Origin of the sequence: Paenibacillus phytorum (genome assembly GCF_013141715.1) — a bacterium.
Taxonomy (GTDB): Bacteria; Bacillota; Bacilli; order Paenibacillales; family NBRC-103111; genus Paenibacillus_E; species Paenibacillus_E phytorum.
In genome coordinates this window covers 42,522-68,122 of sequence record NZ_WHOA01000242.1, presented here as the reverse complement: position 1 = coordinate 68,122, position 25,601 = coordinate 42,522, and the positions used below count along the sequence as shown (strand labels likewise).

29 protein-coding genes, 1 pseudogene and 1 riboswitch are annotated in these 25,601 nt (G+C 45.2%); of the genes and pseudogenes, 26 read left to right on the top strand and 4 right to left on the bottom strand.

Features of this window, described 5'->3' with window-relative positions; translation table 11 throughout:
• Positions 1 to 299 precede the first annotated feature (299 nt).
• Positions 300 to 827, bottom strand: a complete 528-nt coding sequence (locus GC098_RS36045) for a hypothetical protein (RefSeq protein ID WP_171649147.1) — start codon at positions 825 to 827, stop codon at positions 300 to 302.
• 135 nt (positions 828 to 962) lie between these two features.
• Between GC098_RS36045 and GC098_RS36040 the strand changes: the two genes are divergently transcribed.
• From GC098_RS36040 to rsmI, 10 genes are all read left to right on the top strand, one after another.
• The gene (locus tag GC098_RS36040; RefSeq protein WP_171649146.1) at positions 963 to 1,163 is read left to right on the top strand and encodes a sigma factor G inhibitor Gin; all 201 of its coding nucleotides are present in this window, start codon (positions 963 to 965) and stop codon (positions 1,161 to 1,163) included.
• A 104-nt stretch (positions 1,164 to 1,267) separates the two neighbouring features.
• On the top strand, positions 1,268 to 2,773 hold the full coding sequence (locus GC098_RS36035; RefSeq protein ID WP_171649145.1) for an aminotransferase class I/II-fold pyridoxal phosphate-dependent enzyme: 1,506 nt from the start codon (positions 1,268 to 1,270) through the stop codon (positions 2,771 to 2,773).
• Between the two features lie 40 nt (positions 2,774 to 2,813).
• The gene (gene tmk / locus GC098_RS36030; protein WP_171649144.1) at positions 2,814 to 3,473 is read left to right on the top strand and encodes a dTMP kinase; all 660 of its coding nucleotides are present in this window, start codon (positions 2,814 to 2,816) and stop codon (positions 3,471 to 3,473) included.
• A 46-nt stretch (positions 3,474 to 3,519) separates the two neighbouring features.
• Entirely contained in the window at positions 3,520 to 3,849 is a 330-nt protein-coding gene (gene darA, locus GC098_RS36025) for a cyclic di-AMP receptor DarA (protein ID WP_029198490.1), read from the top strand.
• Between the two features lie 33 nt (positions 3,850 to 3,882).
• Positions 3,883 to 4,329, top strand: a complete 447-nt coding sequence (locus GC098_RS36020) for a YaaR family protein (protein WP_171649143.1) — start codon at positions 3,883 to 3,885, stop codon at positions 4,327 to 4,329.
• A gap of 111 nt (positions 4,330 to 4,440) precedes the next feature.
• Positions 4,441 to 5,418, top strand: coding sequence for a DNA polymerase III subunit delta' (gene holB / locus GC098_RS36015; protein ID WP_171649142.1), 978 nt, complete (start codon positions 4,441 to 4,443; stop codon positions 5,416 to 5,418).
• Position 5,419: 1 nt separating this feature from the next.
• Complete coding sequence (locus GC098_RS36010; protein ID WP_171649141.1) at positions 5,420 to 6,223, top strand: PSP1 domain-containing protein; 804 nt, start codon at positions 5,420 to 5,422, stop codon at positions 6,221 to 6,223.
• Positions 6,224 to 6,282: 59 nt separating this feature from the next.
• On the top strand, positions 6,283 to 6,624 hold the full coding sequence (yabA, locus tag GC098_RS36005) for a DNA replication initiation control protein YabA (protein WP_029198494.1): 342 nt from the start codon (positions 6,283 to 6,285) through the stop codon (positions 6,622 to 6,624).
• 81 nt (positions 6,625 to 6,705) lie between these two features.
• On the top strand, positions 6,706 to 7,467 hold the full coding sequence (locus GC098_RS36000; RefSeq protein WP_171649140.1) for a tRNA1(Val) (adenine(37)-N6)-methyltransferase: 762 nt from the start codon (positions 6,706 to 6,708) through the stop codon (positions 7,465 to 7,467).
• A 113-nt stretch (positions 7,468 to 7,580) separates the two neighbouring features.
• Positions 7,581 to 8,468, top strand: coding sequence for a 16S rRNA (cytidine(1402)-2'-O)-methyltransferase (rsmI, locus tag GC098_RS35995; protein ID WP_171649139.1), 888 nt, complete (start codon positions 7,581 to 7,583; stop codon positions 8,466 to 8,468).
• 170 nt (positions 8,469 to 8,638) lie between these two features.
• On the opposite strand, the gene GC098_RS35990 is transcribed toward rsmI, so the two are convergent.
• A complete protein-coding gene (locus tag GC098_RS35990) occupies positions 8,639 to 8,893 on the bottom strand; it encodes an AbrB/MazE/SpoVT family DNA-binding domain-containing protein (protein ID WP_028557356.1) in 255 nt (84 codons plus the stop codon).
• A gap of 369 nt (positions 8,894 to 9,262) precedes the next feature.
• On the opposite strand from GC098_RS35990, the gene GC098_RS35985 reads away from it, so the two are divergent.
• Positions 9,263 to 10,540 carry an HD domain-containing protein gene (locus GC098_RS35985; RefSeq protein WP_171649138.1) on the top strand — a complete coding sequence of 426 codons (1,278 nt, stop codon included), beginning with the start codon at positions 9,263 to 9,265 and terminating at the stop codon, positions 10,538 to 10,540.
• Between the two features lie 48 nt (positions 10,541 to 10,588).
• Positions 10,589 to 11,356: a TatD family hydrolase gene (locus GC098_RS35980; protein WP_171649137.1), complete on the top strand. Its 768-nt coding sequence runs from the start codon at positions 10,589 to 10,591 to the stop codon at positions 11,354 to 11,356.
• On the opposite strand, the gene GC098_RS35975 is transcribed toward GC098_RS35980, so the two are convergent.
• Together GC098_RS35975 and GC098_RS35970 are read right to left on the bottom strand one after the other, a co-directional pair.
• A complete protein-coding gene (locus GC098_RS35975) occupies positions 11,342 to 12,574 on the bottom strand; it encodes an ABC transporter permease (RefSeq protein ID WP_171649136.1) in 1,233 nt (410 codons plus the stop codon). The genes GC098_RS35980 and GC098_RS35975 overlap by 15 nt on opposite strands.
• Positions 12,571 to 13,314, bottom strand: coding sequence for an ABC transporter ATP-binding protein (locus GC098_RS35970; RefSeq protein ID WP_057303813.1), 744 nt, complete (start codon positions 13,312 to 13,314; stop codon positions 12,571 to 12,573). The genes GC098_RS35975 and GC098_RS35970 overlap by 4 nt, the downstream gene beginning before the upstream one ends.
• A gap of 282 nt (positions 13,315 to 13,596) precedes the next feature.
• Positions 13,597 to 13,782: riboswitch (cyclic di-AMP (ydaO/yuaA leader) on the top strand.
• Between the two features lie 293 nt (positions 13,783 to 14,075).
• Between GC098_RS35970 and GC098_RS35965 the strand changes: the two genes are divergently transcribed.
• The 14 genes and pseudogenes from GC098_RS35965 to fin all read left to right on the top strand — a co-directional run bounded on the left by GC098_RS35965 (position 14,076) and on the right by fin (position 25,584).
• Positions 14,076 to 15,215, top strand: coding sequence for a resuscitation-promoting factor (locus GC098_RS35965; RefSeq protein ID WP_312880556.1), 1,140 nt, complete (start codon positions 14,076 to 14,078; stop codon positions 15,213 to 15,215).
• Positions 15,216 to 15,425: 210 nt separating this feature from the next.
• Complete coding sequence (rnmV, locus tag GC098_RS35960) at positions 15,426 to 15,968, top strand: ribonuclease M5 (protein WP_171649135.1); 543 nt, start codon at positions 15,426 to 15,428, stop codon at positions 15,966 to 15,968.
• Between the two features lie 134 nt (positions 15,969 to 16,102).
• Positions 16,103 to 17,011 carry a 16S rRNA (adenine(1518)-N(6)/adenine(1519)-N(6))-dimethyltransferase RsmA gene (rsmA, locus tag GC098_RS35955; RefSeq protein ID WP_171649134.1) on the top strand — a complete coding sequence of 303 codons (909 nt, stop codon included), beginning with the start codon at positions 16,103 to 16,105 and terminating at the stop codon, positions 17,009 to 17,011.
• A gap of 55 nt (positions 17,012 to 17,066) precedes the next feature.
• Positions 17,067 to 17,939: a sporulation peptidase YabG gene (gene yabG, locus GC098_RS35950; RefSeq protein WP_171649133.1), complete on the top strand. Its 873-nt coding sequence runs from the start codon at positions 17,067 to 17,069 to the stop codon at positions 17,937 to 17,939.
• Positions 17,940 to 18,235: 296 nt separating this feature from the next.
• Positions 18,236 to 18,511 (top strand): biofilm formation stimulator Veg, encoded by a 276-nt coding sequence (gene veg, locus GC098_RS35945; protein ID WP_028557365.1) that lies wholly within the window; start codon positions 18,236 to 18,238, stop codon positions 18,509 to 18,511.
• 105 nt (positions 18,512 to 18,616) lie between these two features.
• Positions 18,617 to 18,787 (top strand): annotated as a pseudogene (locus GC098_RS35940) (small, acid-soluble spore protein, alpha/beta type); the annotation flags it as partial.
• Between the two features lie 475 nt (positions 18,788 to 19,262).
• Positions 19,263 to 20,117, top strand: coding sequence for a 4-(cytidine 5'-diphospho)-2-C-methyl-D-erythritol kinase (gene ispE, locus GC098_RS35935; RefSeq protein WP_171649132.1), 855 nt, complete (start codon positions 19,263 to 19,265; stop codon positions 20,115 to 20,117).
• Positions 20,118 to 20,316: 199 nt separating this feature from the next.
• A complete protein-coding gene (gene purR, locus GC098_RS35930) occupies positions 20,317 to 21,153 on the top strand; it encodes a pur operon repressor (RefSeq protein ID WP_171649131.1) in 837 nt (278 codons plus the stop codon).
• Positions 21,154 to 21,157: 4 nt separating this feature from the next.
• Positions 21,158 to 21,541, top strand: coding sequence for a RidA family protein (locus GC098_RS35925; protein ID WP_171649150.1), 384 nt, complete (start codon positions 21,158 to 21,160; stop codon positions 21,539 to 21,541).
• Between the two features lie 118 nt (positions 21,542 to 21,659).
• A complete protein-coding gene (gene spoVG / locus GC098_RS35920) occupies positions 21,660 to 21,944 on the top strand; it encodes a septation regulator SpoVG (RefSeq protein WP_028557369.1) in 285 nt (94 codons plus the stop codon).
• 131 nt (positions 21,945 to 22,075) lie between these two features.
• Entirely contained in the window at positions 22,076 to 23,479 is a 1,404-nt protein-coding gene (glmU, locus tag GC098_RS35915; protein WP_281367172.1) for a bifunctional UDP-N-acetylglucosamine diphosphorylase/glucosamine-1-phosphate N-acetyltransferase GlmU, read from the top strand.
• A 153-nt stretch (positions 23,480 to 23,632) separates the two neighbouring features.
• Positions 23,633 to 24,277 carry a 50S ribosomal protein L25 gene (locus GC098_RS35910; RefSeq protein WP_171649130.1) on the top strand — a complete coding sequence of 215 codons (645 nt, stop codon included), beginning with the start codon at positions 23,633 to 23,635 and terminating at the stop codon, positions 24,275 to 24,277.
• Positions 24,278 to 24,665: 388 nt separating this feature from the next.
• Positions 24,666 to 25,226: an aminoacyl-tRNA hydrolase gene (gene pth / locus GC098_RS35905; protein WP_171649129.1), complete on the top strand. Its 561-nt coding sequence runs from the start codon at positions 24,666 to 24,668 to the stop codon at positions 25,224 to 25,226.
• Between the two features lie 130 nt (positions 25,227 to 25,356).
• Positions 25,357 to 25,584 (top strand): anti-sigma-F factor Fin, encoded by a 228-nt coding sequence (fin, locus tag GC098_RS35900; RefSeq protein ID WP_029197996.1) that lies wholly within the window; start codon positions 25,357 to 25,359, stop codon positions 25,582 to 25,584.
• Positions 25,585 to 25,601: the final 17 nt, after the last annotated feature.

Below are 25,601 nucleotides of genomic sequence, written 5' to 3'. Positions count from 1 at the left end.
ACAAAAAGAACCTTACAAGGAGAAATCCTAGTAAGGTTCTTTTTCTATTTGTTGAAATCGACGAAGAGGCAGGTATAACTAAAATCTCACAGAATAGGAGTCCCTAAAGGCTTCTATTCCATGGGTTTTTAGCGAAATCAAGCAAATAGCATACGCTAAAGGCTTCTATTTTCAAAGAAATGGCGGGATTCAAACGGTTATCAACAAATAGAAGCTCCAAAAGGCCGCTATTCCACTATCGATCCATTCTTTATAACAAATAAGAGCCCCTAGGGGCTCTTATTTCATTTCAAGAACAACTACTGCATGTAGCAGGAGGTATCCTTTTCTGTAATTTTAATCAATCCAGCTTTGCGGTACGGGCGAAACCGGAAAAGCATCCACAGTCGTGGCATGAGCATCCAGAAGTGAAAAATTGTGAGATGGATTAACCATTTGTCGGGTATCCAGGGATAGAGAAGTGTAATCATAGCAAGGCCAATCCAAAATAAAGTAAGCTGTATTCTGGATACCAGTCGTATGGAGGCATTTCCTTCTGGCAAGAATCCACACCAAAAGACACCCCAACGGTAAGACCAGCCCCTCATGGCCATGCCAATTGTAAACTGAAAATAGATCCGGATGAGCAAAGAATGGAAGATAAGAAGAAGCGGATAGCTGACTAAGAGCGGCAGCCAGTTCGAAGGGTCAAATTTGTAAAAGACCGCCATCAGCAGAAGCATAAAATAAACAATTATTTTATACAAGGAATGATATATTCGCTTCATTAAAGTATAGCTATAAATGGTAGATTGTTTGGAGAGATTTGGTTCCTGTTTCGTTGACATGCTGATGACCTCCGCAAGGCGGTTAACCTGATATAAGACTATATCGGCACATGCCTTCCAAAATATGAGCGTTTAGCTAGTTTAGGAGAATTGCGATTCGGATATACTAATAGTAAAAGATCGTGGGGTGATCATATGGAGGAGAACCGAATAGGGGTATGTATGATTTGCGAGCAGCAGCGGGTTGGCGGAATTCATATTATTAGGGCGTTTATCTGCGATGAGTGCAGCAGTGAAATGGTCAAAACGAATGTAAATGATCAGAAATACCCGTTTTTTGTGAGGCAGATGAAGAAAGCATTTTATATAGGCAATTCGAAACAATATATGAATTAATGGGGGAAGCTTCTTATGGAAGCTTTTTTTGTTTTTTTAGCGTCAATCCACTACTATAAGGGTATAAAATAGAAAGCTCACGGAGCTCAAGGAGTCGTGTCAACATGAGCAGCCAATATTCAAAACAGTCACGTGCGCCGCTTTTTGAAGCCATGGTCGCCCATCACGATAAGAACCCTGCAAGTTTCCATGTACCAGGTCATAAATCCGGACAAGGCTTGTTGGATGAAGGGACAAGCTTCCTAAAGACGGTGATGTCTATCGACTACACGGAAATTACGGGCCTAGATGATCTACATCACGCAGAGGGCGTCATTAGAGAAGCCGAGGAGCTAGCGGCGGGTTGCTTTGGAGCTGAGGAAACGTATTTTCTGATAGGTGGGAGTACGGTGGGAAATTTGGCCCTGATTTCAGCCGCATGTGAGAAAGATGATATTATTCTTGTGCAGAGGAATGTACATAAATCGGTCATTCATGGGCTTATGCTGGCCGGTGCCAAGGCAGTGTTCATAGCTCCTGACATTCATCCGGAAACGGGTGTGGCTACTAGTCTACATATCGAAGATGTAAAGCAAGCACTAGTGCTGTATCCAGAGGCTAAGGGGCTTTTTCTAACAAACCCGAATTACTACGGTATGGGTGTTAATCTCAAGCCTTTCGCGGATTTGATGCATACACTTGGGAAGCTGCTGCTGGTGGATGAAGCACACGGTGCGCACTATGGATTTCATCATGAGGTGCCGGCTTCCGCGTTATCGCAAGGAGCTGATGCGGTTGTACAATCCACGCACAAGATGCTAACCGCAATGACCATGGGGGCTATGCTGCATGTCCAGGGGCCGCGAATAGACCGAAGAGCTATCCAACTCTTGCTTGCTATGCTGCAGAGCTCAAGTCCCTCTTATCCAATAATGGCGTCACTAGATTTGGCGAGAAAGAGGATGCATACGGAAGGCTGGGACTGGCTAGAACAGGGACTTGCTGTTGTAAAAGAGTTCAGGTCCCTGCTTGATGGGCTTACTACATTCGGTTATCACCCAAGAGAGCTTCCGGGGAATCAGAGTCAAGAGGTTCAAACTGCGGATCCGTTTAAAATGGCCATCTATGATGCGACGAATACGTTATCTGGCACCGAGCTCAAAAAAAGGCTAGAAGCTCAAGGGTGCTTTGTCGAAATGACGGACGGGCGTCAAGTGCTTCTTGTTTTCACTCCAGCTTCCACCAGAGCGGATATGTTAAGAGTTGTCGAAACATTAACTAACATTTGTTTGGACGTTCCCATACAAAAGAAGGAACTTCAAGCGCCTATCTCGAATATACTTAAATTACCCTACTATACACCAATCTCTTCTCCAGTTGCTTTTGATATGAGAGATATCTCCAAAGTATCACGAGCAGAGGGGGCGTTTAGTCAGGTTAGTGTTCAGGAGGCGGTCGGGAACCGTTCAGCGGATATGGTAATCCCTTATCCACCGGGAATTCCCTATTTATACCCTGGCGAAATCATCTCGGCTTCCGTGGCCGAAGCCTTGTTGCAATTGGTCGCAAACGGAATCAAGTTTCAAGGAACCGAATTTGGACAGACACAAAAGCTAAAGATATACACATAAACCATTATATGATCTGGTAAAGCAGCATGCAGGAGGAAGCGTGAACGGAATATTTATAACGTTTGAAGGACCGGACGGCGCCGGGAAAACAACACAGCTTAAGAAATTGGCTGAGGAGCTTAAGAAACAAGGACATGATGTCCTCGTTACGAGAGAACCGGGCGGAACGGCAATCAGTGATCAAATCCGCAGTATTATTCTTGACCCTGTGAATAAGGAGATGGTGGATCAAGCGGAAGTTTTGCTTTACGCAGCATCCAGAGCACAGCATGTACATCAGTTAATTCTTCCGGCACTCGCAGCTGGCCGAATTGTACTATGCGATCGCTTCATTGATGCAAGTGTTGCTTATCAGGCATACGGACTTGGCGTAGATGTAGATATGGTAAAAGCCATCTCGCGTTATGCCAGTTCAGGACTACAGGCAACCCGAACATACATCTTAGATGTGCCAGTGGAAGTAAGCTTGGAGAGACTTCACCATAGAGCATCGGGCACGGGCGAGAATGCTCAGCAGTTGGATCGCATTGAACTGAAAAATGTAGATTATCATAGCCGAGTACGGGAAGGTTTCCATCAGATTGCAGCTGATCATCCTGAACGGGTACGAGTTGTTAATGCAAACCGTAACGAAGAGGAGATTGCAAAAGAAATATGGACGGATTGTAATCGTTTGCTTGAGGAACATATTTCCGGCTAAAGCAAAAAATCCAATCTTAGTTTATAATAAAAAGGAGGAATCACCCATGAAACTAGTCGTAGCCGTTGTACAAGATAAGGACAGTAACCGTCTCTCTAATGCTTTAATTAAAGAAGGGTTTCGCGCCACGAAGCTGGCAAGTACCGGTGGATTTTTACGTGCGGGAAACACGACTTTTATGATTGGTACGGAAGATGAGAGGGTACAAGAGGTCATGCAGGTCATACGCACCAATTGCAAAATTCGGGAACAGCTTGTTACTCCGGTTTCTCCAATGGGAGGAACGACGGATTCCTATATTCCATTTCCTGTGGAAGTTCAAGTGGGTGGAGCCGCGGTTTTCGTATTGCCGGTAGAGCGCTTCGAGCATTACTAGGTTCAATCAGACATACACAAGGATGGATGCGTCTTGAAAATTAATCCGGGGTGGCAGCCTATCGGTAAGAACGTCAAAGTGAATGAGAACGTCCCGCCGCCACAGATGGCCCCCCGGAATTTCTCTGACATTATGCAGCAGCAGGATGAGAAATTTACGCAGGAGCAATTATCCAAAATGGTGCAGCAAATTTCGCTGCAGGGCGATCGGCTGTCGCGGGCAATGACGGTGAGAGAACTTCTTCAATACAAGCTGCTGATTAAGCAGTTTTTAGAGGAAACCGCTCGCCGTGGTGTCAATTTAAGAGATACGAAGGGTTGGGATCGTCGCGGCCGTTCGAAACGATATAAGCTTTTGGAAGAAATCGATCTAGAGCTGCTTTCATTAGCAGATGAATTGCTAGAAAATGAGCAGGGTCGAATCGAAATTTTGCATAAAATCGGAGAAATCCGAGGGATGCTGATTAACTTGTTATTTTAAAATATAAGAAAATAGATATTTCACGCTATATGATGTTTATATTTCTGGGTAAACGCACTCGTCCTGAAAGGACAATGTAGCCGTTTATCCTCGGGATGGAGCGTATTTCTAATGTCCTTTCAAGCCATACCGGGGCAAGCAGCGGCTAAGCAGCTTCTGCAGAACGGGCTGCGGCAAGACAAGCTGTCTCACGCCTATATTTTTAGTGGGCCAGTAGGAACTGGACGCTCGGAGATGGCCATAGCTTTGGCTAAAGCTATCTACTGCCAGCACGGGACCGATGAGGCATGTGGTGAATGTTTGGAATGCCGTAAGGTCGAGCATCGTAATCATCCGGATCTACACATAGTTATGCCAGATGGAGCTTCGATTAAGATTGAGCAGATTCGTGAGCTGCAAAAGGAGTTTGCTTACCGCGCTACAGCCTCCGGAACCAAAATTTATATCCTATATCATGCAGATAAAATGACGGTACAGGCTGCTAATAGCCTGTTGAAGTTTCTAGAAGAGCCGACCTCACGTGTGGTGGCGATTCTCATTACAGAGAATGGCAATGCCCTGCTGCCGACGATTCAATCGAGGGCGCAGTGGATTAATTTCACGCCAATGCCGCGTGAGCAAATGGTCTTGACGCTTTTGCAAGAGGGTCATCCCGCATCACTGGTACAGCCCGCCGCACATTTAACGGCAGGATTGCAAGCAGCTAGGGATTTAATTGCTGCGAATTGGTTTGCAGAAATGAGAACCGTAGTGTTACAATTAGCTAAGGAGACGCTCACACGTTTCCCTACTTCCATGATTACGGTGCAGCAACGGATTGTGAAAACGGAGCTAGCGGATCATATGTCGAGTCTTTTCGACTTGTTGATTCTCTGGTTTAAAGATATGGTGCAGTTGCGCCTGGAGCGCAGAGATAAGCTTGTTTATAATGATCAGCTGGACTGGATGAGCTCCCTCGCGTTCAGCCGGGATGTCTCAGTATGGGTGCGTATGATGGAGCAAGCCGTAGATTTACAAAAACGACTGCGTTTCAACGCCAATTCTCAGCTGGTTATAGAGAAAATGCTCGTGGAGATGCAGGGGGTGTAAGATGTATTCGGTAGTTGGCGTCCGCTTCAAAAAAGCGGGTAAAATATATTATTTTGATCCGATTGATTTGCCAATTGAGAAAGAAAGTGCCGTTATTGTTGAAACCGCTCGCGGAGTGGAATACGGCAAAGTTGTTGTTGGAAAGAAGAATGTCAAAGAAAATGACGTCGTTCTTCCTCTCAAAAAGGTGATTCGCATTGCGGATGACTCGGATGCTGATTTGGTTGAAGAAAATAAGAAAGCAGCCAAAGATGCGTTCCAAACGTGTCACGAGAAAATTAAAGACCATAGTCTTAAGATGAAGCTCGTAGACGTAGAGTATACCTTTGATCGCAATAAAATTATTTTTTATTTTACGGCTGAAGGACGCGTTGATTTCCGCGAGCTCGTTAAGGATTTGGCGAGTATTTTCCGGACCAGAATCGAACTTCGTCAAATTGGTGTGCGGGATGAAGCGAAGATGCTTGGTGGTATAGGTCCGTGTGGGCGAATTCTATGCTGTTCCTCGTTCTTAGGTGATTTCGAACCCGTATCCATTAAGATGGCGAAAGACCAGAACTTGTCGCTTAACCCAACTAAGATTTCGGGATTATGCGGAAGGTTAATGTGTTGTTTGAAATATGAACATGATAACTACGAGAGTGCGAAGGATTCACTGCCAACTGTAGGTAGACAAGTAATCACTTCTTTTGGGAATGGTAAAGTACTTGGATTGAATATCAAAGAACGTACAGCAAAGGTTCAATTGTTTGACCTTGGTAAAGCACTTGATTTACCTTTCGATGATGTAGTTGAACAAGAGTAGAGGCAAAGTATCCAAGGAGGCGCTGGCCAGTAAGCATGCATGGCACTAGAGGTGAAAGCGTGGATAAACAAGATATTTTTGGACAAATAGATGGGATCGAAGAACGAATGGGTGCCACTTATGCCGAGTTGGGTGCCTTAAAGAAACAAATTATTAACCTCATCGAAGAAAATAAGAGATTAAGCATAGAAAATCAGCAGCTCCGCAAACTGATCAGACAAGAGGAAACAATTGTCGAACAGCCAGTAGGAGAGGCGGAGGAACCACTTCCGTTACCTGGAGCAGGTTATGATAATTTGACTCGCTTGTATAATGAAGGTTTCCATATTTGCAATGTGTATTATGGACACCTTCGGACCGAGGGAGATTGTTTGTTTTGCTTATCCTTTTTAAATAAATAAGTGATTTTGACCGTAGGGGTGTATGCCTTACGGTTTTTTTCCATAATGAGCAGACCAGAAAGGAAATGACGGAGAATACGTATGAAGCAGGTACAGTTACGACCTACAGAACGAATTGATGATTTATTGACGTATGATTTGAAAATTATTCAGAGTGATGAAGTGTTCAGCTTTTCACTTGATGCCGTCCTGCTTGGCAGGTTTTGCAGTGTGGCTCCCAAAGGGCGCATGATTGATTTATGTACGGGCAATGGGGTCGTCCCCCTGCTCTTAACGACGCGAACACGCGCTGAAATTTGGGGCGTTGAAATTCAAGAACGGCTCGCGGATATGGCGGTTCGCAATGCTGAGATAAATGGGCTAGAAGAGCGTCTTCATATGCTCCAAGGGGATCTGAAAACGATTCATGAAACCTTAGGTCATGGCCAATTTGATGTCGTAACGGTGAATCCTCCCTATCTGCCTGTGCCTAACGGTGAGCAGAACGCCAATGAGCATTTCGCTGCGGCTCGTCATGAGATATATTGCAACTTGGAAGATGTCATTGCGGCAAGCGCAAAGTTGGTGAAGGCTGGCGGTAAAGTGGCGATGGTCCACCGGGCTACGCGCATAATCGATATCTGCTGTCTAATGAGGCAGTATCGTCTTGAACCGAAGCGCATTCGTTATGTGCACGCACGTGCTGGGGAAGAAGCAATGATGGTGTTGATCGAGGGAATGAAGGATGGGAAGCCAGAGATCCGTACCTTACCGCCGCTTATTGTTTATGATGACAATCAAGAGTACTGTAAAGAGCTGAAAGAAATTTACTACGGGGGCAGAAGCTCCTTAGAGTTTTCGTAAGAAAACTGGCTTCGTAAGCATAATCTTAGAGTTTTCTTCAGAAAACTAGCATCGTAAGCGTAATTATCGTAACTTCGTAAAAATAATCATAAAAAAGTGAAGAGGGAATAACAGTGAGCTTGAATGTGCAAAAGAGCTATCGCGAGGATGGAAGCGGCGTTGGCACGCTGTACCTGGTTGCCACACCGATAGGCAACTTAGAAGATATGACCTTCCGTGCGATTCGTACCCTGAAGGAAGTGAGCATGATTGCCGCTGAGGACACGCGGCAAACACGCAAGCTGCTGACGCATTTCGAGGTCGCTACGCGACTCGTCAGCTATCACGAACACAACAAGCAAGCAAGCGGACCCGAACTCGTCCGCTTGCTGCTTGAAGGGCAGAGCATCGCGCTGGTCAGCGATGCAGGACTGCCGGCCATCTCCGATCCAGGTTATGACCTGGTGAGGATGGCCGTCGAGCAGGGCGTGCCGGTGGTGCCCATCCCCGGCGCGAATGCGGCCCTGTCGGCGCTGATTGCATCAGGCTTGCCGACAGAGCGTTTCGCCTTCGTCGGTTTTCTCCCCCGGGAGAAAAAGGATCAGACGAAGGTGCTTGAAGGGCTGCAGCACGTGCAGGACACGTTGCTGTTCTATGAATCGCCGCACCGCGTAGAGAAAACACTTACCCGCATGGCGGAAGTGTGGGGGGCGGAGCGTCGGGTGTGTCTCGCACGCGAGTTGACGAAGCGGTACGAGGAGTTCCTGCGGGGCACCATCGCAGAGTGCCTCGAGCACTTAGAGCAGTACCCGCCTCAGGGCGAGTACTGTGTGATCGCCGAAGGCGCCTCGGAGAAGGCAGCCCGCGAAGCAGCCGATGGCTGGTGGGAGGCAATGTCGTTGGGCGAGCATGTTGAGCACTACGAGCAAAGCGGGAGTGATCGTAAGGATGCACTGAAGTTGGTTGCGAGCGATCGTGGGCTTTCTAAACGCGATGTCTACAATGCACTACTCGAGCGCTAAGACGCGCGGGAAGTGCAGCGTTCCCGCCGCACTCTCCGCTATATCGTTCTCCGGACAAAAAAAGATCTCTAATCCGTGGCCGAAGCCAACAAATTAGAGATTAGAGGAGATATGAAAAAGGTTAGAATTACCAATAGGATAAGTGCTACTTCTATTATATACTACTTTTCTTATTTTGTCACAGGTGTTGGCATTTCTGCTAAACAAATATGACAAACAATTTTTCCTTTGAAGTAAGATACGTTTTCCGCATTACCACAGAAGATACAAGCAGGCTCATATTTTTTCAACATGATGCGCTCGCCGTCTACATAAATCTCCAAAGCGTCTTTCTCACCAATTCCCAACGTGCGGCGCAACTCGATTGGAATAACAACGCGACCCAATTCGTCAACTTTCCTTACAATTCCCGTAGATTTCATCATATATATAAACCCCTTTCGATTTTATCAAAAATTTATCAATATCGTCATGTTTCGACATATCTTCTTGCCTAATGATACCAACGATTCCCAAAATAGTCAACCATATTTTCGTCTATTTAAACATGTTATTTAAAAAAAGTTTTTAAATTGTTTCTGTTTAAAATATGAGAAAAACCAAGTAGAATAAGGGAATGTAAGGAATATATTACGTGTGAACTCCATAAAAAGCTCAAAATTACGAAGATAAAGGCTAGCCTAGTAAGACAGAGAAATTGGAATATGTAATTCGACAAATTGCGACAATTATGTCGAAGTGACGAGAGGAATTGTCGAAATTATTTAAATTTGCTAAAGAGAGGTTGTGAATGGATGAAAGAAGAGAAGGTTTTTAAAGATCCGGTTCATAAATATATTTACGTGCAAGACAATACGATTTGGGATTTAATTAATACGCGAGAGTTTCAGAGACTGCGCCGCATAAGGCAATTAGGCACCTCATATTTAACTTTTCATGGTGCTGAGCATAGTAGATTCTCTCATTCACTCGGTGTGTACGAAATCACTCGGAAAATTATTTCACAATTCGAACGAAATCACTATGAGGATTGGCCTCAAGAGGAACGTCTGCTCTGCCTTTGTGCGGCTTTGCTCCATGATCTGGGCCACGGGCCCTTCTCGCATTCCATTGAAAAAGCTTTCGGAACGAAACATGAAGACTGGTCATGCAGAATTGTCCTTGGAGATACCGATGTGAATAAAGTCCTCAGCAGAGTATCACCTGATTTTCCCAAAAAAGTGGCTGGCGTTATTTGTAAATCGTATAATGAAGAAATTGTGGTTAGCCTTGTGTCCAGTCAGTTGGATGCAGATCGCATGGACTATTTATTGCGCGATGCCTATTTCACTGGTGTAAATTACGGCACGTTCGATCTAGAGCGAATTCTTCGTGTTATTAGGCCCTATAAAGGGCATATTGTTGTCAAGGAAAGCGGCATGCACGCCGTAGAAGATTATTTAATGTCTCGTTATCAAATGTACTGGCAGGTATATTTCCATCCTGTGACACGCAGTGCGGAAATTTTGCTGCACAAAGTTTTTGCGCGTGCCAAACATTTATATGAAGAAGACTATACATTTGGATTTATGGTGGAACCCATTTTACATCTGATTCAGAATAAAATTTCGCTCGAAGATTATTTATTATTGGATGAGTCAGTTATGCAGACGATGCTAACTTTCTGGAGTAATGAGAAAGATCCTATTTTAGGCGATATGTGTAAACGGTTTTTGGATCGTAAGTTGTACAAATACAGCACCTTTGATGAATCTAATCAACGTCAGATTAAGCTGATGGAAAAAGTGATGGCTGAGGTCGGATTCGACCCTACCTATTACATGGAAATTGATTTTCCATCGAATCAATCCTATGACGTGTATAGACCAGGGGAAACGGATGACAATTTGCCTATTTTCCTGCTGGATCATAAGGAGACTTTAACGGAAATTACGCATCGATCTGAGATTGTTCAGTCCATCAGTGGATTCCAAATGGGTAAGCATCATGTTTATTATCCGGAGGAGCTGTTGGAACGTTTGAACGCAACCAATTATCCTGAATTATGGGCACTGCTTGGTGAGCAAGATTAACTAGAAAAATAAATGCAGCAGAATATTTCAACTTAAGGGAGAACAAAAATGCTAACGGATTCACACACACATTTAAATGCTGAACAATTTAATGAAGATCAAGATGAAGTGATTCAAAGAGCGCTGGACGCCGGAGTGACAAGAATAGTCAATGTAGGCTTCAACCGGGAGACTATACCTAGTTCAATTGCCCTCGCCGAGAGGTACGATTTCATCTATTCTACGGTAGGGTGGCATCCTGTTGATGCTATTGATATGATGCCTGGCGACTTAGAATGGATTGAAGAGTTGTGCAAGCATGAGAAAGTTGTTGCCATCGGGGAAATTGGACTGGATTACTACTGGGATAAGTCTCCGAAGGATATACAGCAGCGGGTATTTCGGGAGCAAATTCGTCTAGCTCGTAAATTGGAGATGCCCATTGTCATCCATAATCGAGATGCTCATCAAGATATTTTGCACATTTTAAAAGAAGAGAAGGCCGAGGAAGTGGGGGGAATCATGCACTGCTTCTCAGGAAGCTGGGAGACAGCGAAGCAGTGTCTGGATATGAATTTTCATATTTCTTTTGGAGGTCCAGTTACGTTTAAGAACGCTAAGCAACCGAAGGAAGTGTTGGCGCAAGTTCCGCTAGATCGTTTATTAATTGAGACTGATGCTCCTTATTTAACCCCGCATCCCTTCCGCGGCAAGCGTAATGAAACCGGCTATGTTCGCTTGGTAGCTGAGACAGCCGCGGAAATTCGGGGTATGACCTTGGAAGAGATTGCGGAAATAACAACAAACAATGCCATTCGATTGCTAGGTCTCAAGTAAAGCGTTTTTCTCGAACTTGCGGCGAAGCACAATACCGCAGCTGAAAGAAATGAAGATGAGACTGATGAGTGGAACGAGTAGATAGATTGGTGAAGAGCGAATCATCAGAGGAATCGTCAAGATACATAGTTCTAGAAGCAAGACAGACCAAATGATAAAGGCCAGCGAACCGGCTTTCGTATTCTGATTGAGTGGATACATCTCCAGCCAGAACGTATAGCGATGGGCACGCTCGAGCGATGATAACTGAACAAGTGAAATCACTAGGGCGATCAGGAAGATCAACGTTCTTGCAGTACCGCTGCTTGAAACCGCTATAGCTAGTACCCCTAACAAGGTGATACGCAGTACGATCGCGAACAGCTCCGTACGCACCAATGTCTTCATATATAGGTACAAATAGGCAGCATCTTGTCTAAAAGGTATGAACCGTGTTAGCCCGCTGATCCAACTTCGGCGGGCTATTCGCGTTCCCATCTGAGGCACATCGACGAACCAGCTGAAAAAGGCGTAAAGCCGCGCTTGCTGCTGACTTTCCTTGGAGATCAAGTAGTCCCAGCCGATGACGTATTTAGATACGAAATGAACGGCTGCTAACCATACGAAAATGAGAAGCAGCGCAGCGCAACTTGCCCATAAAATACTAGTTAGAAATTGCAGCGAAATGAGAGCGGTTGTTGCCATCCAGCGAAAGCTAACCGAAGCTAATCTGGTGCGCTCATGAGCAAAGCGACTTTCCTGCCAGCTCGCTAGTAAATTAGCTATCTTTAATAGAAGAAGTAATGCAAGCATCAGTAAGAAATGCTGCTCTGAAGCGCCAAGACAGTGATGGTAAAGCGGCCATAAAATCACCCAGGCGATAAATGTCCCGAAAGCTTGCAGTGTCAAACTGTACATGAATCCACTTCGAAAATAAGCGCCCATTTGATGTTCGATCCGTAACAAAAACATGCGGTCTGCTTTCCTTACTAATGTACGGATGGGGCTTGAAGATAGAAGCGGAGCGAGCAGCAAAAGCACGATCCACAGATAGGGATAATCTGTCGGAAGACGCTGTAGTATTTTTGCATAATAATAGGAAGAAATGATGACAAGAAACAACACGAGACCGATGAAATTACTACGCGCTGCGTATTGCCAATAGCCCATGGATTCCTTCATATAATGCTCGAATCTTTGCTGCCATAAGGTACGGGTGTTGATGTCCATATTTCTCATAACGAATCCCCTTGTACGAGCTTATAGAAAATGTCGTCTAGTGACGCTCCCGGGAGTTCGGTTTGCCCGCGTAATTCGACTAAATCACCCTGAGCAACCATACGACCTCGATGAAGGACAACGTAGTTATCGCAATATTTTTCAATCGTTGACAAAATATGCGATGAGATGAGGAATGATGCTCCTTTATGTTTCATTTTGACCATTAATTCGAGTAAGGAACGAATCGCTAAAGGGTCGAGGCCGAGAAAGGGTTCATCGATAATATATAACGAGGGTTCGATCAGAAATGCGTTCATAATCATGACTTTCTGTTTCATGCCTTTGGATAAATGACTGGCGAAACTGTTCAGCTTGTCCTTCATTTGAAACTGCTCCAAAAGGGAGCTAGATCGAGCCAAATAGTCGTCCTTCGACAATCCGTAGGCCATAGCGGTGAGCTCGAGGTGTTCGCGGATCGTAAGCTCTTCGTAGAGCTCAGGACTTTCGGGTACATAAGCGTAGGTTGCGCGATAGGACAAAGGATTTTCAGCTAAAGTTAGTCCGTTGATTCGAATCGATCCTTTTTGCGGTTGAAGAAGGCCGAGAATGTTTTTGATTGTTGTACTTTTACCCGCACCATTAAGTCCGATCAGACCCATCATTTCACCTTGACGGATAGAAAAGGTTAGGTCATGAAGAACAGGTTTTTTTGGTAAATATCCCCCGTATAAAGAGTCAACTTGTAGAATGGAGCCCATCTCATTGCCTCCCTGATTAGCAAATTATTGGTATTTATGAATCACTTTCCTATACGATCATTATAAACAAATTTGTAATTTAAGCCTAGTTTAGGGGTGAAAAGTTGAAAATAGTTAGTATACGTACGTAAAAATGAGATATAAGTAGAAATAGGGCTGTTTAATTGTTCGTTTAAGCGAATTTTAGTTGATTTAGCCCTTTTTAGTAGGTGTTAATCCCTTTACAGGTTAAGATTAACAGCGTAATATACTTTTCATAATAACTTAATAACCAATTTGCCATTTTTCCATTCGCTGAGTTCCATTTATGGGAACGGGGGAACCACTGTAAGCTGAAGAAGCATGCTTCTTGAGTGAACAGAGTGAGTAACAGGGGTGAATCTTTGAGTATACTTCGTATGCTCTTAGTAGGGCGACTCTCACGTCCGAATCCGTCAGCTAACCTCGTAAGCGTAAGAGAGGTAACGATTGTCGTGCGTGCTATTTGTGTATTTTACTATACAAACTATGCCAGCGAGAAGAGTCCTCTTCTTGCTGGCTTTTTGTCTTCATAAAGGGCTATACACATTTCGGACGACTAAAAATTGCCCGGAATTCATATGAATGTTGAATAGGCAAACTGGTGTGGGACGACCAGAAGGCAGCGGTATAGCACCGTACTGCTGATGGCGAACACGTTAAGTTAAACTAAAAAACCTTAGTCGCGTCAAATCTAATCATGCTGTAACCTGGCGGCGAGGCTTTGAAGGAGGACCGAAGAAGTGGGCAGTATCTCTATTAGCGAGACCCATGTAAAACGATCATCCAGCATGTCCTTCGCATTGCGATGGAAGCATGAAAACTTGCGTTTGATTTTAAGTCTAGCCATAATTTCAATCGCAATGACTTTCATGTTTTTGGTGTTGTTGTACGGTACGGCTACCAAGAGCGTATCCGTGGTTGTGAATGGAAAAGAAACCGTTGTGCATACGAAGCAATGGGTCCTGCAACGCCTACTGGATGAACAAGCCATAAAGATTGGTGAACACGATGAAATTTCTACTGCGCCAACGACAACAATCAAGGGTGGAGACAAAATTGTCATCGAACATGCCTCACCGATTCAATTGACTGCTGATGGAAAGACCACCACTGTTTACACAACTGCAAGAACGGTAGAAAGTGCATTGCAACGTTTATATATTGCACTTGGGGAGCACGATCGTTTAACTCCCGAACCGACAGCCGCTCTGAGCTCGGGCGATGAAATCAAAATCGTACGTGTGAAAAAAGAGACGGAGGAAGTAACTGAGCCGATTGCGTTCGATACGGAAAAGAAAAGCGACGCATCGCTGCTCAAAGGCAAAGAGCAAGTCGTCCAAGAAGGTAAAGAGGGCGTACTCTTGAAGAAGAAAGAAAAGACTTTCGAAGATGGTGTTTTAGTCGCGGAAGCAGTTGTGGGTGAAGAAGTACAAACAGAAAGTATTAATAAAGTCGTGTCCGTGGGCACGAAAAATCCTGTTGTTGTTCTCTCGTCTTCATCACCTAGTGTGGATGAGGTTTCGAAGAATGGTGTAACATTTGGGTACAAACAAATCCTGAAGAATGTGAAGTTGACTGCCTATTCGGCAGACGTGGCATCTACAGGTAAGTCCGAAGGAACTCCTGGTTTTGGTAAAACCTATACAGGGACTACCGTGTCAGAAGGCAGAACGATAGCGGTTGATCCCAAAGTTATCCCGCTCGGATGGTGGGTTTACATTGAGGGCATTGGCTTCCGCCGTGCTGAAGATATTGGCAGCGGTGTGAAAGGTCAAATGATTGATGTCTACTTTGAAGATCATGGTTATGCCAATAAATTCGGAACGAAGCAAGGGTACACCGTGTATGTGGTAGGACCGAAAAAGCCGTCTGAAAATTAACGTGTAAACGTCTGTTTCAGCGGGAAGAATGTCATATATACGTTGCCAGGTAACAACCTGGGCGAAAGAAGAGGGGACCCCTCTTCTTTTTCTGCGTTGAATATGAAAGTATAAGTTCTATACTTTAGCTCCGCATCGACCTTGACAAACGCGCTCGTCCCTGAAGGACGACGGAGTCGTTTATCCTTGGTACTGGGAAGGGAACCACTTATGATAAAAGAAGTGATTGTCGTCGAAGGCAAAGACGATACAGCTGCTATTCGCCGAGCGGTAGAGGCGGATACGATTGAAACAGGCGGCTCTGCGATCGGACAAGCCGTATTAAAGCGTATTGCACTTGCACAGCAGCGCAGAGGCGTTATTATATTCACGGATCCGGATCACGCAGGTGAACGGATTCGGAAGATTGTAGCGGCCAAGGTGCCTGGCTGCAAGCATGCCTTCATTACGCAGGAGCAGGCTGAGTACAAGGGTGATATTGGCGTCGAGAATGCAGCGCCTGAGACGATCCGTCAGGCTCTCCAGAGCCTTCGCACGGAATATGATGGTGCGGTTTCACAACTGACCATGGAGGATCTCATGGCCGCAGGGTTGATTGTTCATGCTGAGGCGGCATCTCGCCGGCTGATTGTGGGTAAAGCGTTAGGAATTGGCTATTGCAATGGCAAGCAGTTTTATAAGCGCTGTGCGATGTTTCAAATCTCGCGTGAGGAATTTGAGGCGGCTTTGGAGCATTTGAAAGCTGATAAGTAGAATGGCTATTTTTCTCTAATAATTAAGACGGCATTTGAGCAGCAATTGTTGCACTTCCTGCAGGGTTTTAATGCGAATTTGAGTGATAATGAAGAATGTGAAGTCCAGATCCTATAGATAATGAGGTCTATATCATGAATATACCCAACAATGAAGTGATTGTAACAGCAGATGACGTAGCTACACCGAGTAAAACGAAACAAATTATTAAGAGAAATGGTTTGGTGCTCAAAAAGAGCTTAGGTCAAAACTTTCTAATTGACCAAAATATCCTAAGCAAGATTGTCATGGCTGCTGAGCTCGGACCGAACAAGGCTGCGCTTGAGATTGGCCCCGGTATTGGGGCGCTCACGCAGCAGCTGGCCAAGCTCGCTGGCCGTGTCTTGGCCGTCGAGATCGATCAGCGTCTGCTGCCCATCCTGGACGAGACGCTAGAGCCCTATCCCCATGCTACCGTTGTCCATGGGGACATCTTGAAGACCGACCTGCCAGAACTGTTCCGGCAGCACTTCGAGGGCATGGACGGCGTCAGTGTCGTCGCCAACTTGCCTTACTACATCACGACTCCGATCATCATGAAGCTTCTCGAAGAGAAGCTTCCCTTGGAGAATATCGTCGTGATGATTCAAAAAGAAGTGGCCGACCGCATGGCGGCTCGCCCGGGCACCAAAGATTACGGCAGCCTTAGCATTGCCGTGCAGTTCCACTGCGAGCCGGAGCTTGTCACGATCGTGCCACGCACCGTCTTCGTGCCGCAGCCGAACGTCGACTCCGCCGTGATCCGGCTGCGTGTGCGCAAAACCCCGCCGGTCGAGGTGGCGGACGTGGACTTCTTCTTCGCCGTTGTTGGGGCGTCCTTCGTCCAGCGGCGCAAAACCCTTTACAATAACCTAGCTGCGCGGTTCTTTACCAAAGAAAACAAGCCTGAGCTGGAAGCTCTGCTGCTCGGCATTAACATAGAGCCTTCGCGTCGCGGCGAAACGCTCAGTATGGAAGAGTTCGCGCGCTTGTCGTCGGCTCTTCGCGCGCACGGCTGCAAATAACCCGCACCAAATGCCTAGTCCCGCCATAGGATAACCCTAGGAGGGGATTTGTGCGATGAGGCAAGGAGACTTTGTTACCCGTAAATCCTATGGCGGAGACGTCATGTTTAAGATTGAGCGCATAGAGCAGCTGAAGGCTATCCTGCGAGGTGTAGATTATAGGCTGCTCGCGGATGCGCCGTTAGTTGATTTAACCATTTCGAATCCGACAGATGTCATGGATCATCCGCGATCGAGTTCACCCGAATTTCGGGAATCGCTCCGGCGTCTGGCGGTATCCCAGGTGCAGCTGCAGGAGAAGAACCAACTCTCAATAAACCATAAACAAAATACCAATAAAACCTACTTCGAAGTGCCTGGCAAAGTGCTGCACCTAGATGGCGATCCTACTTACTTACGTAAAAGTATGCAAATCTATGGGGAATTGCGTGTGCCTGCCGAGGGGTTTTATATTCCTGAAGCACAAATGGCGGATGCTCTTCACAGGTTGCTTCCACAAATTAAGCCAGACATTGTTGTTGTTACCGGTCATGACGGAATACTTAAGCAGCGCAAGGGTAGAGGTCCAAGCAACCTTTCCAGCTATAAGAATTCACAAAACTTTGTGAATGCTGTTCAGATCGCTAGGCAGTATGAGCGTAATCGGGACTCCATGATTATTGTGGCTGGTGCTTGTCAGTCTCATTTTGAGGCCTTACTGCGGGCTGGAGCTAATTTTGCGAGTTCTCCTGCTCGAATCCTCATTCACGCCTTAGATCCGCTTTGTATCGCGGCTAAACTGTCGTATACTTCTGTGAAGGATACCATATCCATGCTTGATATCGTTGACTTGACGGTGACAGGTTTGGATGGATTAGGTGGGGTGGAGACGAGAGGCAGCTATCGCATGGGGGTTCCGGGTATTCAACATTTGGAAGATCATGATTAAATATCCCTGTGATATATGTAAAAACAACATGAACCGACAAAACATATGGTTTACAATATCGACACTTACCTGTCATTCGACTCCTTGGAGGGGGCTGACTGGGTAAGTGTTCTTTTTTTAGTGGAAAAGTGTGAATAATTTGCGAACTTTGGAGACAACCTGTAAGAGTGGGATTTCGAAAATTCAGCAAAAATGCCGTTGACAACAGGAATGTGGTGCTGATATAATATTTGACCTCGTTTGACATGCCTGTCTGAATGGGTTATAATTAACTAGGAAAGAGGTGGTAGTTGACAATGGCAAAAAATGCGCTGTTGGAGATCAAACGCAGTTTGGAGCCCCACGTTGGGCAGAAGATCATGTTAAGAGCGAATGGTGGCCGTCGGAAGACTGTCGAGCGTTCTGGTGTTTTAGAAGAAACCTACCCTTCTGTGTTTATTGTGAAATTAGATCAAGAATCCCACGCCTTCAAACGAGTGTCGTACAGCTACGCCGATATCCTTACCGAATCCGTTGAAGTTACCGTATGTAATGACGATGGTCAGGTTCGTATCACCTACATCCAACATTAGCTTAATGCATTCCTATATGAGCAGACCCAGAGGGTCTGTTTTTGCATTTGAATGGACCTTATCGGGTTGGGCATACTATAGCAAAACTCCAAGGAGGTTCCAATTATGAGTCGCAGAAGAGGGATCATGTCCGAAAGCTTTAAATATGAATTAGCCAAAGATCTAGGGTTTTATGATGTGGTACAGCGTGAGGGCTGGGAGGGCATCCGAACGAAGGATGCAGGGAACATGGTGAAGCGGGCGATCCAAATTGCTCAGGAACAGCTGGTAAAACAGTATAACCCTTCGGCTTCTACATTCAACCAGACGCAATCAACGTACAGTCAACAAAGTAACATACAACCTAACTATAGTCAGCCTAACTTCAATCAAACTAGCTACAATCAAGCTACTTCCAATCCGTCTAACTACACCCCATCGAATTATAATCAGTCGACCTATCAATCTGTAACTTCCCAACAACCCTATTCGCAGCCTCAATCGAGCTTTAATCAGAACGTATACAGTGGAACGCAGCAAACGCAATCTTCCTATACACCTGCTGCCTACACGCCGAATACGACCAATGTGATATAGATCTTCTAATCCAATACAACCTAATGCGGCGGTTTTAAATCAAATAGTTCCCGGATCACAGCAAGCAACGCAAGCGGAACAGCGTCCCTTCTACAGCTAAAGCGAATGCTTTAGCTTTTTTTTTGCGCTTTTGTTATAATATTTTAACGGCAAACGAGCAAAAGAAGGTGATCTGATGAAGATTTTTGAAAAAGCACCGGCTAAAATCAATTTATCCCTTGATGTTTTACATAAAAGATCAGACGGTTACCATGAAGTTGAGATGGTCATGACGATGGTAGATCTAGCAGATCGGATCGAAATGCAGGAGCTTTCGCGGGACACCATCATCATTTCCAGTCAGGCGGGGTACATTCCGCTCGATGAGAAGAACTTAGCCTTTCAGGCAGCACGCCTTATTAAGGATCGATACGACGTCAAACAGGGCGTGTACATCCATTTGGACAAGCAGATCCCCGTAGCAGCGGGTCTAGCAGGGGGCAGCAGCGATGCAGCAGCTACACTTAGAGGTTTGAATCGGCTTTGGAACTTAAACATCCCTATGGAAGAGTTGCAGGTGCTTGGAGCGGAGCTTGGCTCGGATGTACCCTTCTGTGTAACGGGAGGGACGGCTGTCGCTAGAGGACGTGGAGAGAAGCTGGAACCGATCGTCTCGCCACCTCAGTGCTGGGTCGTACTTGCAAAGCCACCTATCAATGTATCTACATCGGAGATTTACGGGAAACTGAATGCTCGGGAGATTAAAAATCATCCTTCGACGGAAGGTGTGCTAAACGCGATTCGAGAGAAGCGGTTTGATCAGCTTTGCGGAAGCCTCGGCAATGTGCTTGAGGAAGTGACGCTGGACCTTTATCCCGAGGTGAGACATCTCAAAGAATGCATGCAGAGGCTTGGTGCGGATGGTGTGTTGATGTCGGGCAGCGGGCCGACGGTATTCGGTCTCGTATCCAAGGAAGCGAAGGTGCCCCGGATTTATAACGGGCTGCGTGGATTTTGTAAGGATGTTTATGCAGTGCGGATGTTGACGTAGATGAAGTAGGACGGTTGCAGGGCCCGTGAAGGGCTCTTTTTCATTGAATAGAGGGTGGACTATGATTCCATCCATTCCCGTAAACTGTGTCAGATTGATGTCAAGTTCATGTTAATATAATTTTCATGAGAAGCTTGAATAAATACGTATAAAAATGGTATATTTTCATTATAATATTCGGATTTTTGGGGGTAGTGCGATGAAAAAGTTGAAAAGGAGCGCTAGGCTGGTGGAAATGACGCAATATTTGTTATTCCGCCCCCATTCGTTAATCCCTTTAACGACTTTTGCCGAGCGTTACAACTCTGCTAAATCCTCCATAAGTGAAGATTTAGCGATCATCAAGGAAGTTTTTGAAGAAGAAGGACTAGGCGAGCTGAATACGCTTGCGGGGGCTGCCGGAGGTGTGAGATTTTCACCAAAGGTGCCTAAGGAAGTATCACTGAAATTTATACAGAACCTTTGTTTACAACTGCAGCAGCCAGAACGGATTCTTCCAGGCGGTTATTTGTATATGTCAGATATTATGGGGCAGCCCCAATATTTGAATGAAATTGGCAAGACATTTGCATCCGCTTTCGCTGGTCGTGATATTGATGTGATTATGACGGTAGAAACGAAAGGCATTCCACTCGCTTATGCGACAGCAACTTATATGAATCTGCCTGTTGTGATTGTCCGCAGGGACAGTCGAGTTACGGAAGGTTCAGCGGTTAGCATCAACTATGTTTCAGGGTCCAACAAGCGGATCCAGACGATGTCACTAGCAAGGCGTGCATTGAAAGAAGAGTCTAAGGTGCTTATCATTGATGATTTCATGCATGTTGGCGGAACCATCCACGGCATGATGGATTTGTTAGCGGAATTCAAAGCCTCAGTTCAAGGGGTTGGTGTATTCATGGAGTCTTGTGAGGTTGAAGAGCATTTGGTTGATCACTACGTATCGCTTGCTCGTTTATACGGCGTAGATTCCAAGACGAAACAAATCACGGTAGAGCCAGGCAACTATTTTGACAGTAAAAAAGGAGATTCGTAAAACGATGGAACTTATTTCAACAACAGCAGCACCTGCTGCTATCGGACCTTACTCGCAAGCGGTAAAGCTAGGTAACCTTCTCTTTACTTCTGGACAAATTCCACTTGGCTTGGATGGACAGATTGTAGAGGGTGGAATCAAGGGACAAGCCCATCAAGTGTTCGCGAATTTGAAGGGTGTGCTTGAAGCAGCTGGTTCATCATTTGATCAAGTTGTGAAAGCGACGGTTTTTTTGAAGGACATGAATCAGTTTGCAGAGCTGAATGAAATTTATGGATCGTACTTCGGAGACCATAAACCGGCTAGATCCACTGTCGAAGTGGCTAGATTACCTCGTGATGTTTTTGTCGAAATCGAGTTAATTGCTGTGATTTCTGTCGAAATTTAACAGTAACATTAAGATTGTATAAAATTATCGAAAATTTCAAAAAAAGAAGAAGGAATTTGCACGACGATGTGGAATATTACACCCAAGTCTCAGAGATGGAAAAAGGTGGTGAACACAAGTGCAAATTACAGATGTAAGACTCCGCCGGGTCAACTCCGAGGGGAGGATGAAGGCGATTGCTTCCATTACCATTGATAACGAGTTCGTCGTTCATGACATACGTGTCATCGACGGTAATAATGGGATGTTCGTGGCTATGCCAAGCAAACGAACACCGGATGGTGAATTCCGTGATATCGCTCATCCGATTTCTTCCACAACACGTGAGAAAATTCAAGCGGCTGTATTGGCTGAATACGATCGCGCGGCTGTAGAAGAAGAGGTAATTGAAGAAGGCGCATAATTCAGATTATTGAGAGAGCCGTTGGGCTCTCTTTTCTTTTGGGTGGTATTGATGCTATATTTGGTTGAAGAACTCATCGATTATACATATAGTAGTGTGTAACTATTTATATTAAAGGGGTTGGATGTTAGTTGAAACTCATGGGGATCGTACTGGCCGCAGGACAAGGAAAACGCATGAAATCGAAGCTATACAAGGTGCTTCATCCGGTTGTAGGTAAACCAATGGTGGAACATGTTGTAGACACGCTGCAGCATATAGAAGTAACAAAAACACTCGTCATTGTTGGATTCGGGGCGGAAGCCGTGAAGGGACATCTGGGAGATCGAGTGGAGTACGCTTTACAGGAGCAGCAGTTGGGAACAGGGCATGCTGTTCTTCAAGCGAAGGATGCTCTTGGCGAAGAGGAAGGGATGACTGTAGTCATTTGCGGCGATACACCGCTAATTTCGGAAGCTACCTTGATGAGCACCATTGAGCTGCATGAACTGTCTGGAGCGTCTGCGACAATTCTGACAGCCAAACTCGATGAACCGCATGGTTATGGACGTATTATTCGCGGTGAAGACGGTCGAGTAGCAAGGATTGTTGAGCAGAAGGACTGCAGCAGTGAGGAAGCAGCTGTTCAGGAGATAAACACAGGTACTTATATTTTCGATAATCAGAAACTATTCAAAGCCTTAGCGTCGGTTACGAACAATAATACGCAAAATGAATACTATTTGACCGATGTCATTGGGATTATGACAGGCGCTGGAGAAGTTGTTCAAGGCTACTGCATGGCTGACAGCGCAGAGTCGATCGGTGTGAACGATCGTGTGGCACTTGCTGAAGCCGAGCGGTTGTTCAAGGCGCGTATTAACCGTGAGCACATGCTGAACGGGGTTACGATTATAGATCCAATTAATACGTATATTGAAAAAGATGTTACCATTGGCATGGATACGGTACTGCTGCCGGGTACTATTTTGCGGGGGCGCACCGTTATTGGGGAACAATGTACAATTGGACCGCAAACGGAAATTATCGACTCGACGATCAGGGATGAGGTTACGATTAAACAATCCGTCCTTCAGGATGCCTATGTAGATAATGAGGCTAGTGTGGGGCCGTTTGCTTATTTGAGACCTGGTGCTAATATTGGGAAGCAAGTGAAAATAGGCGACTTTGTTGAGATTAAGAACGCGACGCTGGGTGAGGGGTCGAAAGTTTCTCACTTAAGCTATGTAGGGGATGCTGTTGTTGGAACGAATGTAAACATCGGCTGCGGCGCCATTACCGTGAACTATGATGGTTTCAATAAGAGCTTAACGGAAATAGGCGATGATGCTTTTGTGGGCAGTAATGTGAATTTGATTGCTCCCGTGAAAATCGGTAAGGGCGCTTATGTTGTTGCAGGCTCAACGATTACACATTCCGTAGATGATGGCGATCTAGCGATTGCCCGCGAGAGACAATCCAACAAGCCAGGCTATGCTGATAAAATTAGAGCGCGAGCTAAAGCTAAGAAAGAAAATAAACAGAACAAAGAGTAAATTCACGATCTAGGAACGGTAAATCTCACTTTGTGAGGATGAAATTGGATGGAACTTCTTGAGGTTGGGTAGGCTATGAACTAGCTGTTACCCACTTGGCATTGCTTATCTAAGCAGCGTGCTGAGCAAAACTCTTAGGAGGTTCTTTTTCTTATGGCATTTTCATTAAAAGCGGAATCCCGCAAAGAAACAACGAAATCAGATATTAAACAACTGCGTGCGAAGGGCAGAGTGCCTGCAGTTGTGTATGGCCAGAAGGTTGCCTCTACAGTCATTACAGTTGACCAGAAGGAACTGCTGTCACTGCTTCGCCAAAATCCGCATGCGATTATTGATCTGGATATGCCGGACGGAAGCGGTAGGCAGCCCGTTATGATCAATGAGATCCAACGCGACCAATTAAACAGGGGCCTGCTTCATGTTGATTTTCATCAAATTAATATGGATGAGCCTGTTAAAACGGTTGTCACCTTGGAATTCATTGGTGAGGCTGAGGGAGCCAAAGAAGGCGGTATTGTGCAGATTCAGATGCATGAGCTGGAGATTCGATGCTTACCCAATCAGATACCAAGTTCGATCAAAGTGGACATTTCCAACATCGGGCTTGGCGACAACTTACTTGTAAACCAACTCTCCATTCCTGCGGGGATTGAAGTGAAGTCTGACTCTAATGATTTGGTTCTCACGGTACTTGCACCTCAGAAAGAGACTGCTGTAGAAGAGCCAGCAAATAATGAAGAGAAGGTTGGACAAGCGGAAACATCGAACGAGGCTGCAACTGAAGGACAGCCGGTATAGTCCAAACGAACAAGGAACCCTCTCCGATATGTGGAGGGTATCCTTTATTACTGCGATGTAAGCGCTTAATATCCGGGTCGCGAAAGAAAAACGTGCGTATTTCGGTTGTAGAATGTATTATTTACTTTGATAAAATACAGGGTGTAGTTTTCAATGAAGCCTATATCCTTATGTACATTTTGATAGTATACTTGGACGGGAATACAAGATTCAGCATGATCTTGAAAATGAAGATTGGTTGTAAGCTGTTGACCATTTAGATACATATGACTGATTCACCCACAGCTTTAAATTTGATGGTTCGTTTCTCATATAGGTAAACAATAACCTCTAGATGATGGATCCGCAAAGGATTTTTTAGTTTAACTTTAGGAGGATTTAGAAGAAGATGAAATGTTTTATTGGACTGGGTAATCCGGGAAAACAATATGAGATGAATCGACACAATGTTGGTTTCATGGCCATTGACCGTTTTGCTGCCAAATGGGGTATTACTTCTTTTCAAAATAAAGGTAAGGGGCTTCTAGGTGAAGGGGTAGTGAATGGTACGAAGGTATATTTACTTAAACCGATGACTTATATGAATCTTTCGGGCGAATCCATGCGAGCGTTCTTGGACTTTTATAAAGCAAAACTGGAAGACGTTACGATTGTTTATGATGATATGGATACATCCTTCGGTCAAATTCGACTCCGGTATCAAGGCAGCCCTGGTGGTCACAATGGGATTAAATCCATTATTCAGCATGCTGGGACGCAAAGCTTCAACCGAATTCGAGTGGGTGTGAACAGACCTGCGCCCGGTTATAATATTGCCGATTATGTTTTATCAAACTTTTCCAAAGACGAGATGAAGTCGATAGATGAGGTACTGGACCTCACCTGCGAAGCCATGCTGTTCAGTCTGAGTGAGTCATTCGAGAAGACGATGGCGAAGTTCAATAAATAAGTGAACCATCCGCTTCAGACTCATTGTATGCAAGTTCCCTATTCGAAAATGACAATGGCACATTCGGCTAATTTCTCCGAAGAATGGTCATACTAGGATGTAATCGAATAGTCGAAGGAGGCATACATATATGATTAAGTATATTTGCAGACATTGTCATACCTTTGTTGGGGAAATTAATCAGAATTCGATCACGGAGCAGCAGTTAGGCTTCCATTTCTTGACCCCCGATGAGCGTAGAGATATAATATCGTATAACACGAATGGAGATGTTACGGTAAGGGTCGTTTGCGACTACTGTCGTGAGGCGCTAGATGCAAACCCAGAACTGTCCCTACTGGCAAGTCCGTTGCAGTAAAATTGATGAAGATAAAG

Coding starts and splice junctions, on each gene's coding strand:
- darA (WP_029198490.1), top strand. CDS start 3,520: ATGAAACTAGTCGTAGCCGTTGTACAAGATAAGGACAGTAACCGTCTC.
- GC098_RS35970 (WP_057303813.1), bottom strand. CDS start 13,314: ATGGGCTCCATTCTACAAGTTGACTCTTTATACGGGGGATATTTACCA.
- GC098_RS36040 (WP_171649146.1), top strand. CDS start 963: ATGGAGGAGAACCGAATAGGGGTATGTATGATTTGCGAGCAGCAGCGG.
- GC098_RS35925 (WP_171649150.1), top strand. CDS start 21,158: ATGGAACTTATTTCAACAACAGCAGCACCTGCTGCTATCGGACCTTAC.
- ispE (WP_171649132.1), top strand. CDS start 19,263: ATGAAGATTTTTGAAAAAGCACCGGCTAAAATCAATTTATCCCTTGAT.
- rsmA (WP_171649134.1), top strand. CDS start 16,103: ATGAATATACCCAACAATGAAGTGATTGTAACAGCAGATGACGTAGCT.
- fin (WP_029197996.1), top strand. CDS start 25,357: ATGATTAAGTATATTTGCAGACATTGTCATACCTTTGTTGGGGAAATT.
- GC098_RS35985 (WP_171649138.1), top strand. CDS start 9,263: ATGAAAGAAGAGAAGGTTTTTAAAGATCCGGTTCATAAATATATTTAC.
- rnmV (WP_171649135.1), top strand. CDS start 15,426: ATGATAAAAGAAGTGATTGTCGTCGAAGGCAAAGACGATACAGCTGCT.
- GC098_RS35910 (WP_171649130.1), top strand. CDS start 23,633: ATGGCATTTTCATTAAAAGCGGAATCCCGCAAAGAAACAACGAAATCA.
- holB (WP_171649142.1), top strand. CDS start 4,441: ATGTCCTTTCAAGCCATACCGGGGCAAGCAGCGGCTAAGCAGCTTCTG.
- veg (WP_028557365.1), top strand. CDS start 18,236: ATGGCAAAAAATGCGCTGTTGGAGATCAAACGCAGTTTGGAGCCCCAC.
- GC098_RS36010 (WP_171649141.1), top strand. CDS start 5,420: ATGTATTCGGTAGTTGGCGTCCGCTTCAAAAAAGCGGGTAAAATATAT.
- GC098_RS35975 (WP_171649136.1), bottom strand. CDS start 12,574: ATGAGAAATATGGACATCAACACCCGTACCTTATGGCAGCAAAGATTC.
- GC098_RS36000 (WP_171649140.1), top strand. CDS start 6,706: ATGAAGCAGGTACAGTTACGACCTACAGAACGAATTGATGATTTATTG.
- GC098_RS35990 (WP_028557356.1), bottom strand. CDS start 8,893: ATGATGAAATCTACGGGAATTGTAAGGAAAGTTGACGAATTGGGTCGC.
- GC098_RS36035 (WP_171649145.1), top strand. CDS start 1,268: ATGAGCAGCCAATATTCAAAACAGTCACGTGCGCCGCTTTTTGAAGCC.
- yabG (WP_171649133.1), top strand. CDS start 17,067: ATGAGGCAAGGAGACTTTGTTACCCGTAAATCCTATGGCGGAGACGTC.
- GC098_RS36045 (WP_171649147.1), bottom strand. CDS start 827: ATGTCAACGAAACAGGAACCAAATCTCTCCAAACAATCTACCATTTAT.
- purR (WP_171649131.1), top strand. CDS start 20,317: ATGAAAAAGTTGAAAAGGAGCGCTAGGCTGGTGGAAATGACGCAATAT.
- GC098_RS35980 (WP_171649137.1), top strand. CDS start 10,589: ATGCTAACGGATTCACACACACATTTAAATGCTGAACAATTTAATGAA.
- pth (WP_171649129.1), top strand. CDS start 24,666: ATGAAATGTTTTATTGGACTGGGTAATCCGGGAAAACAATATGAGATG.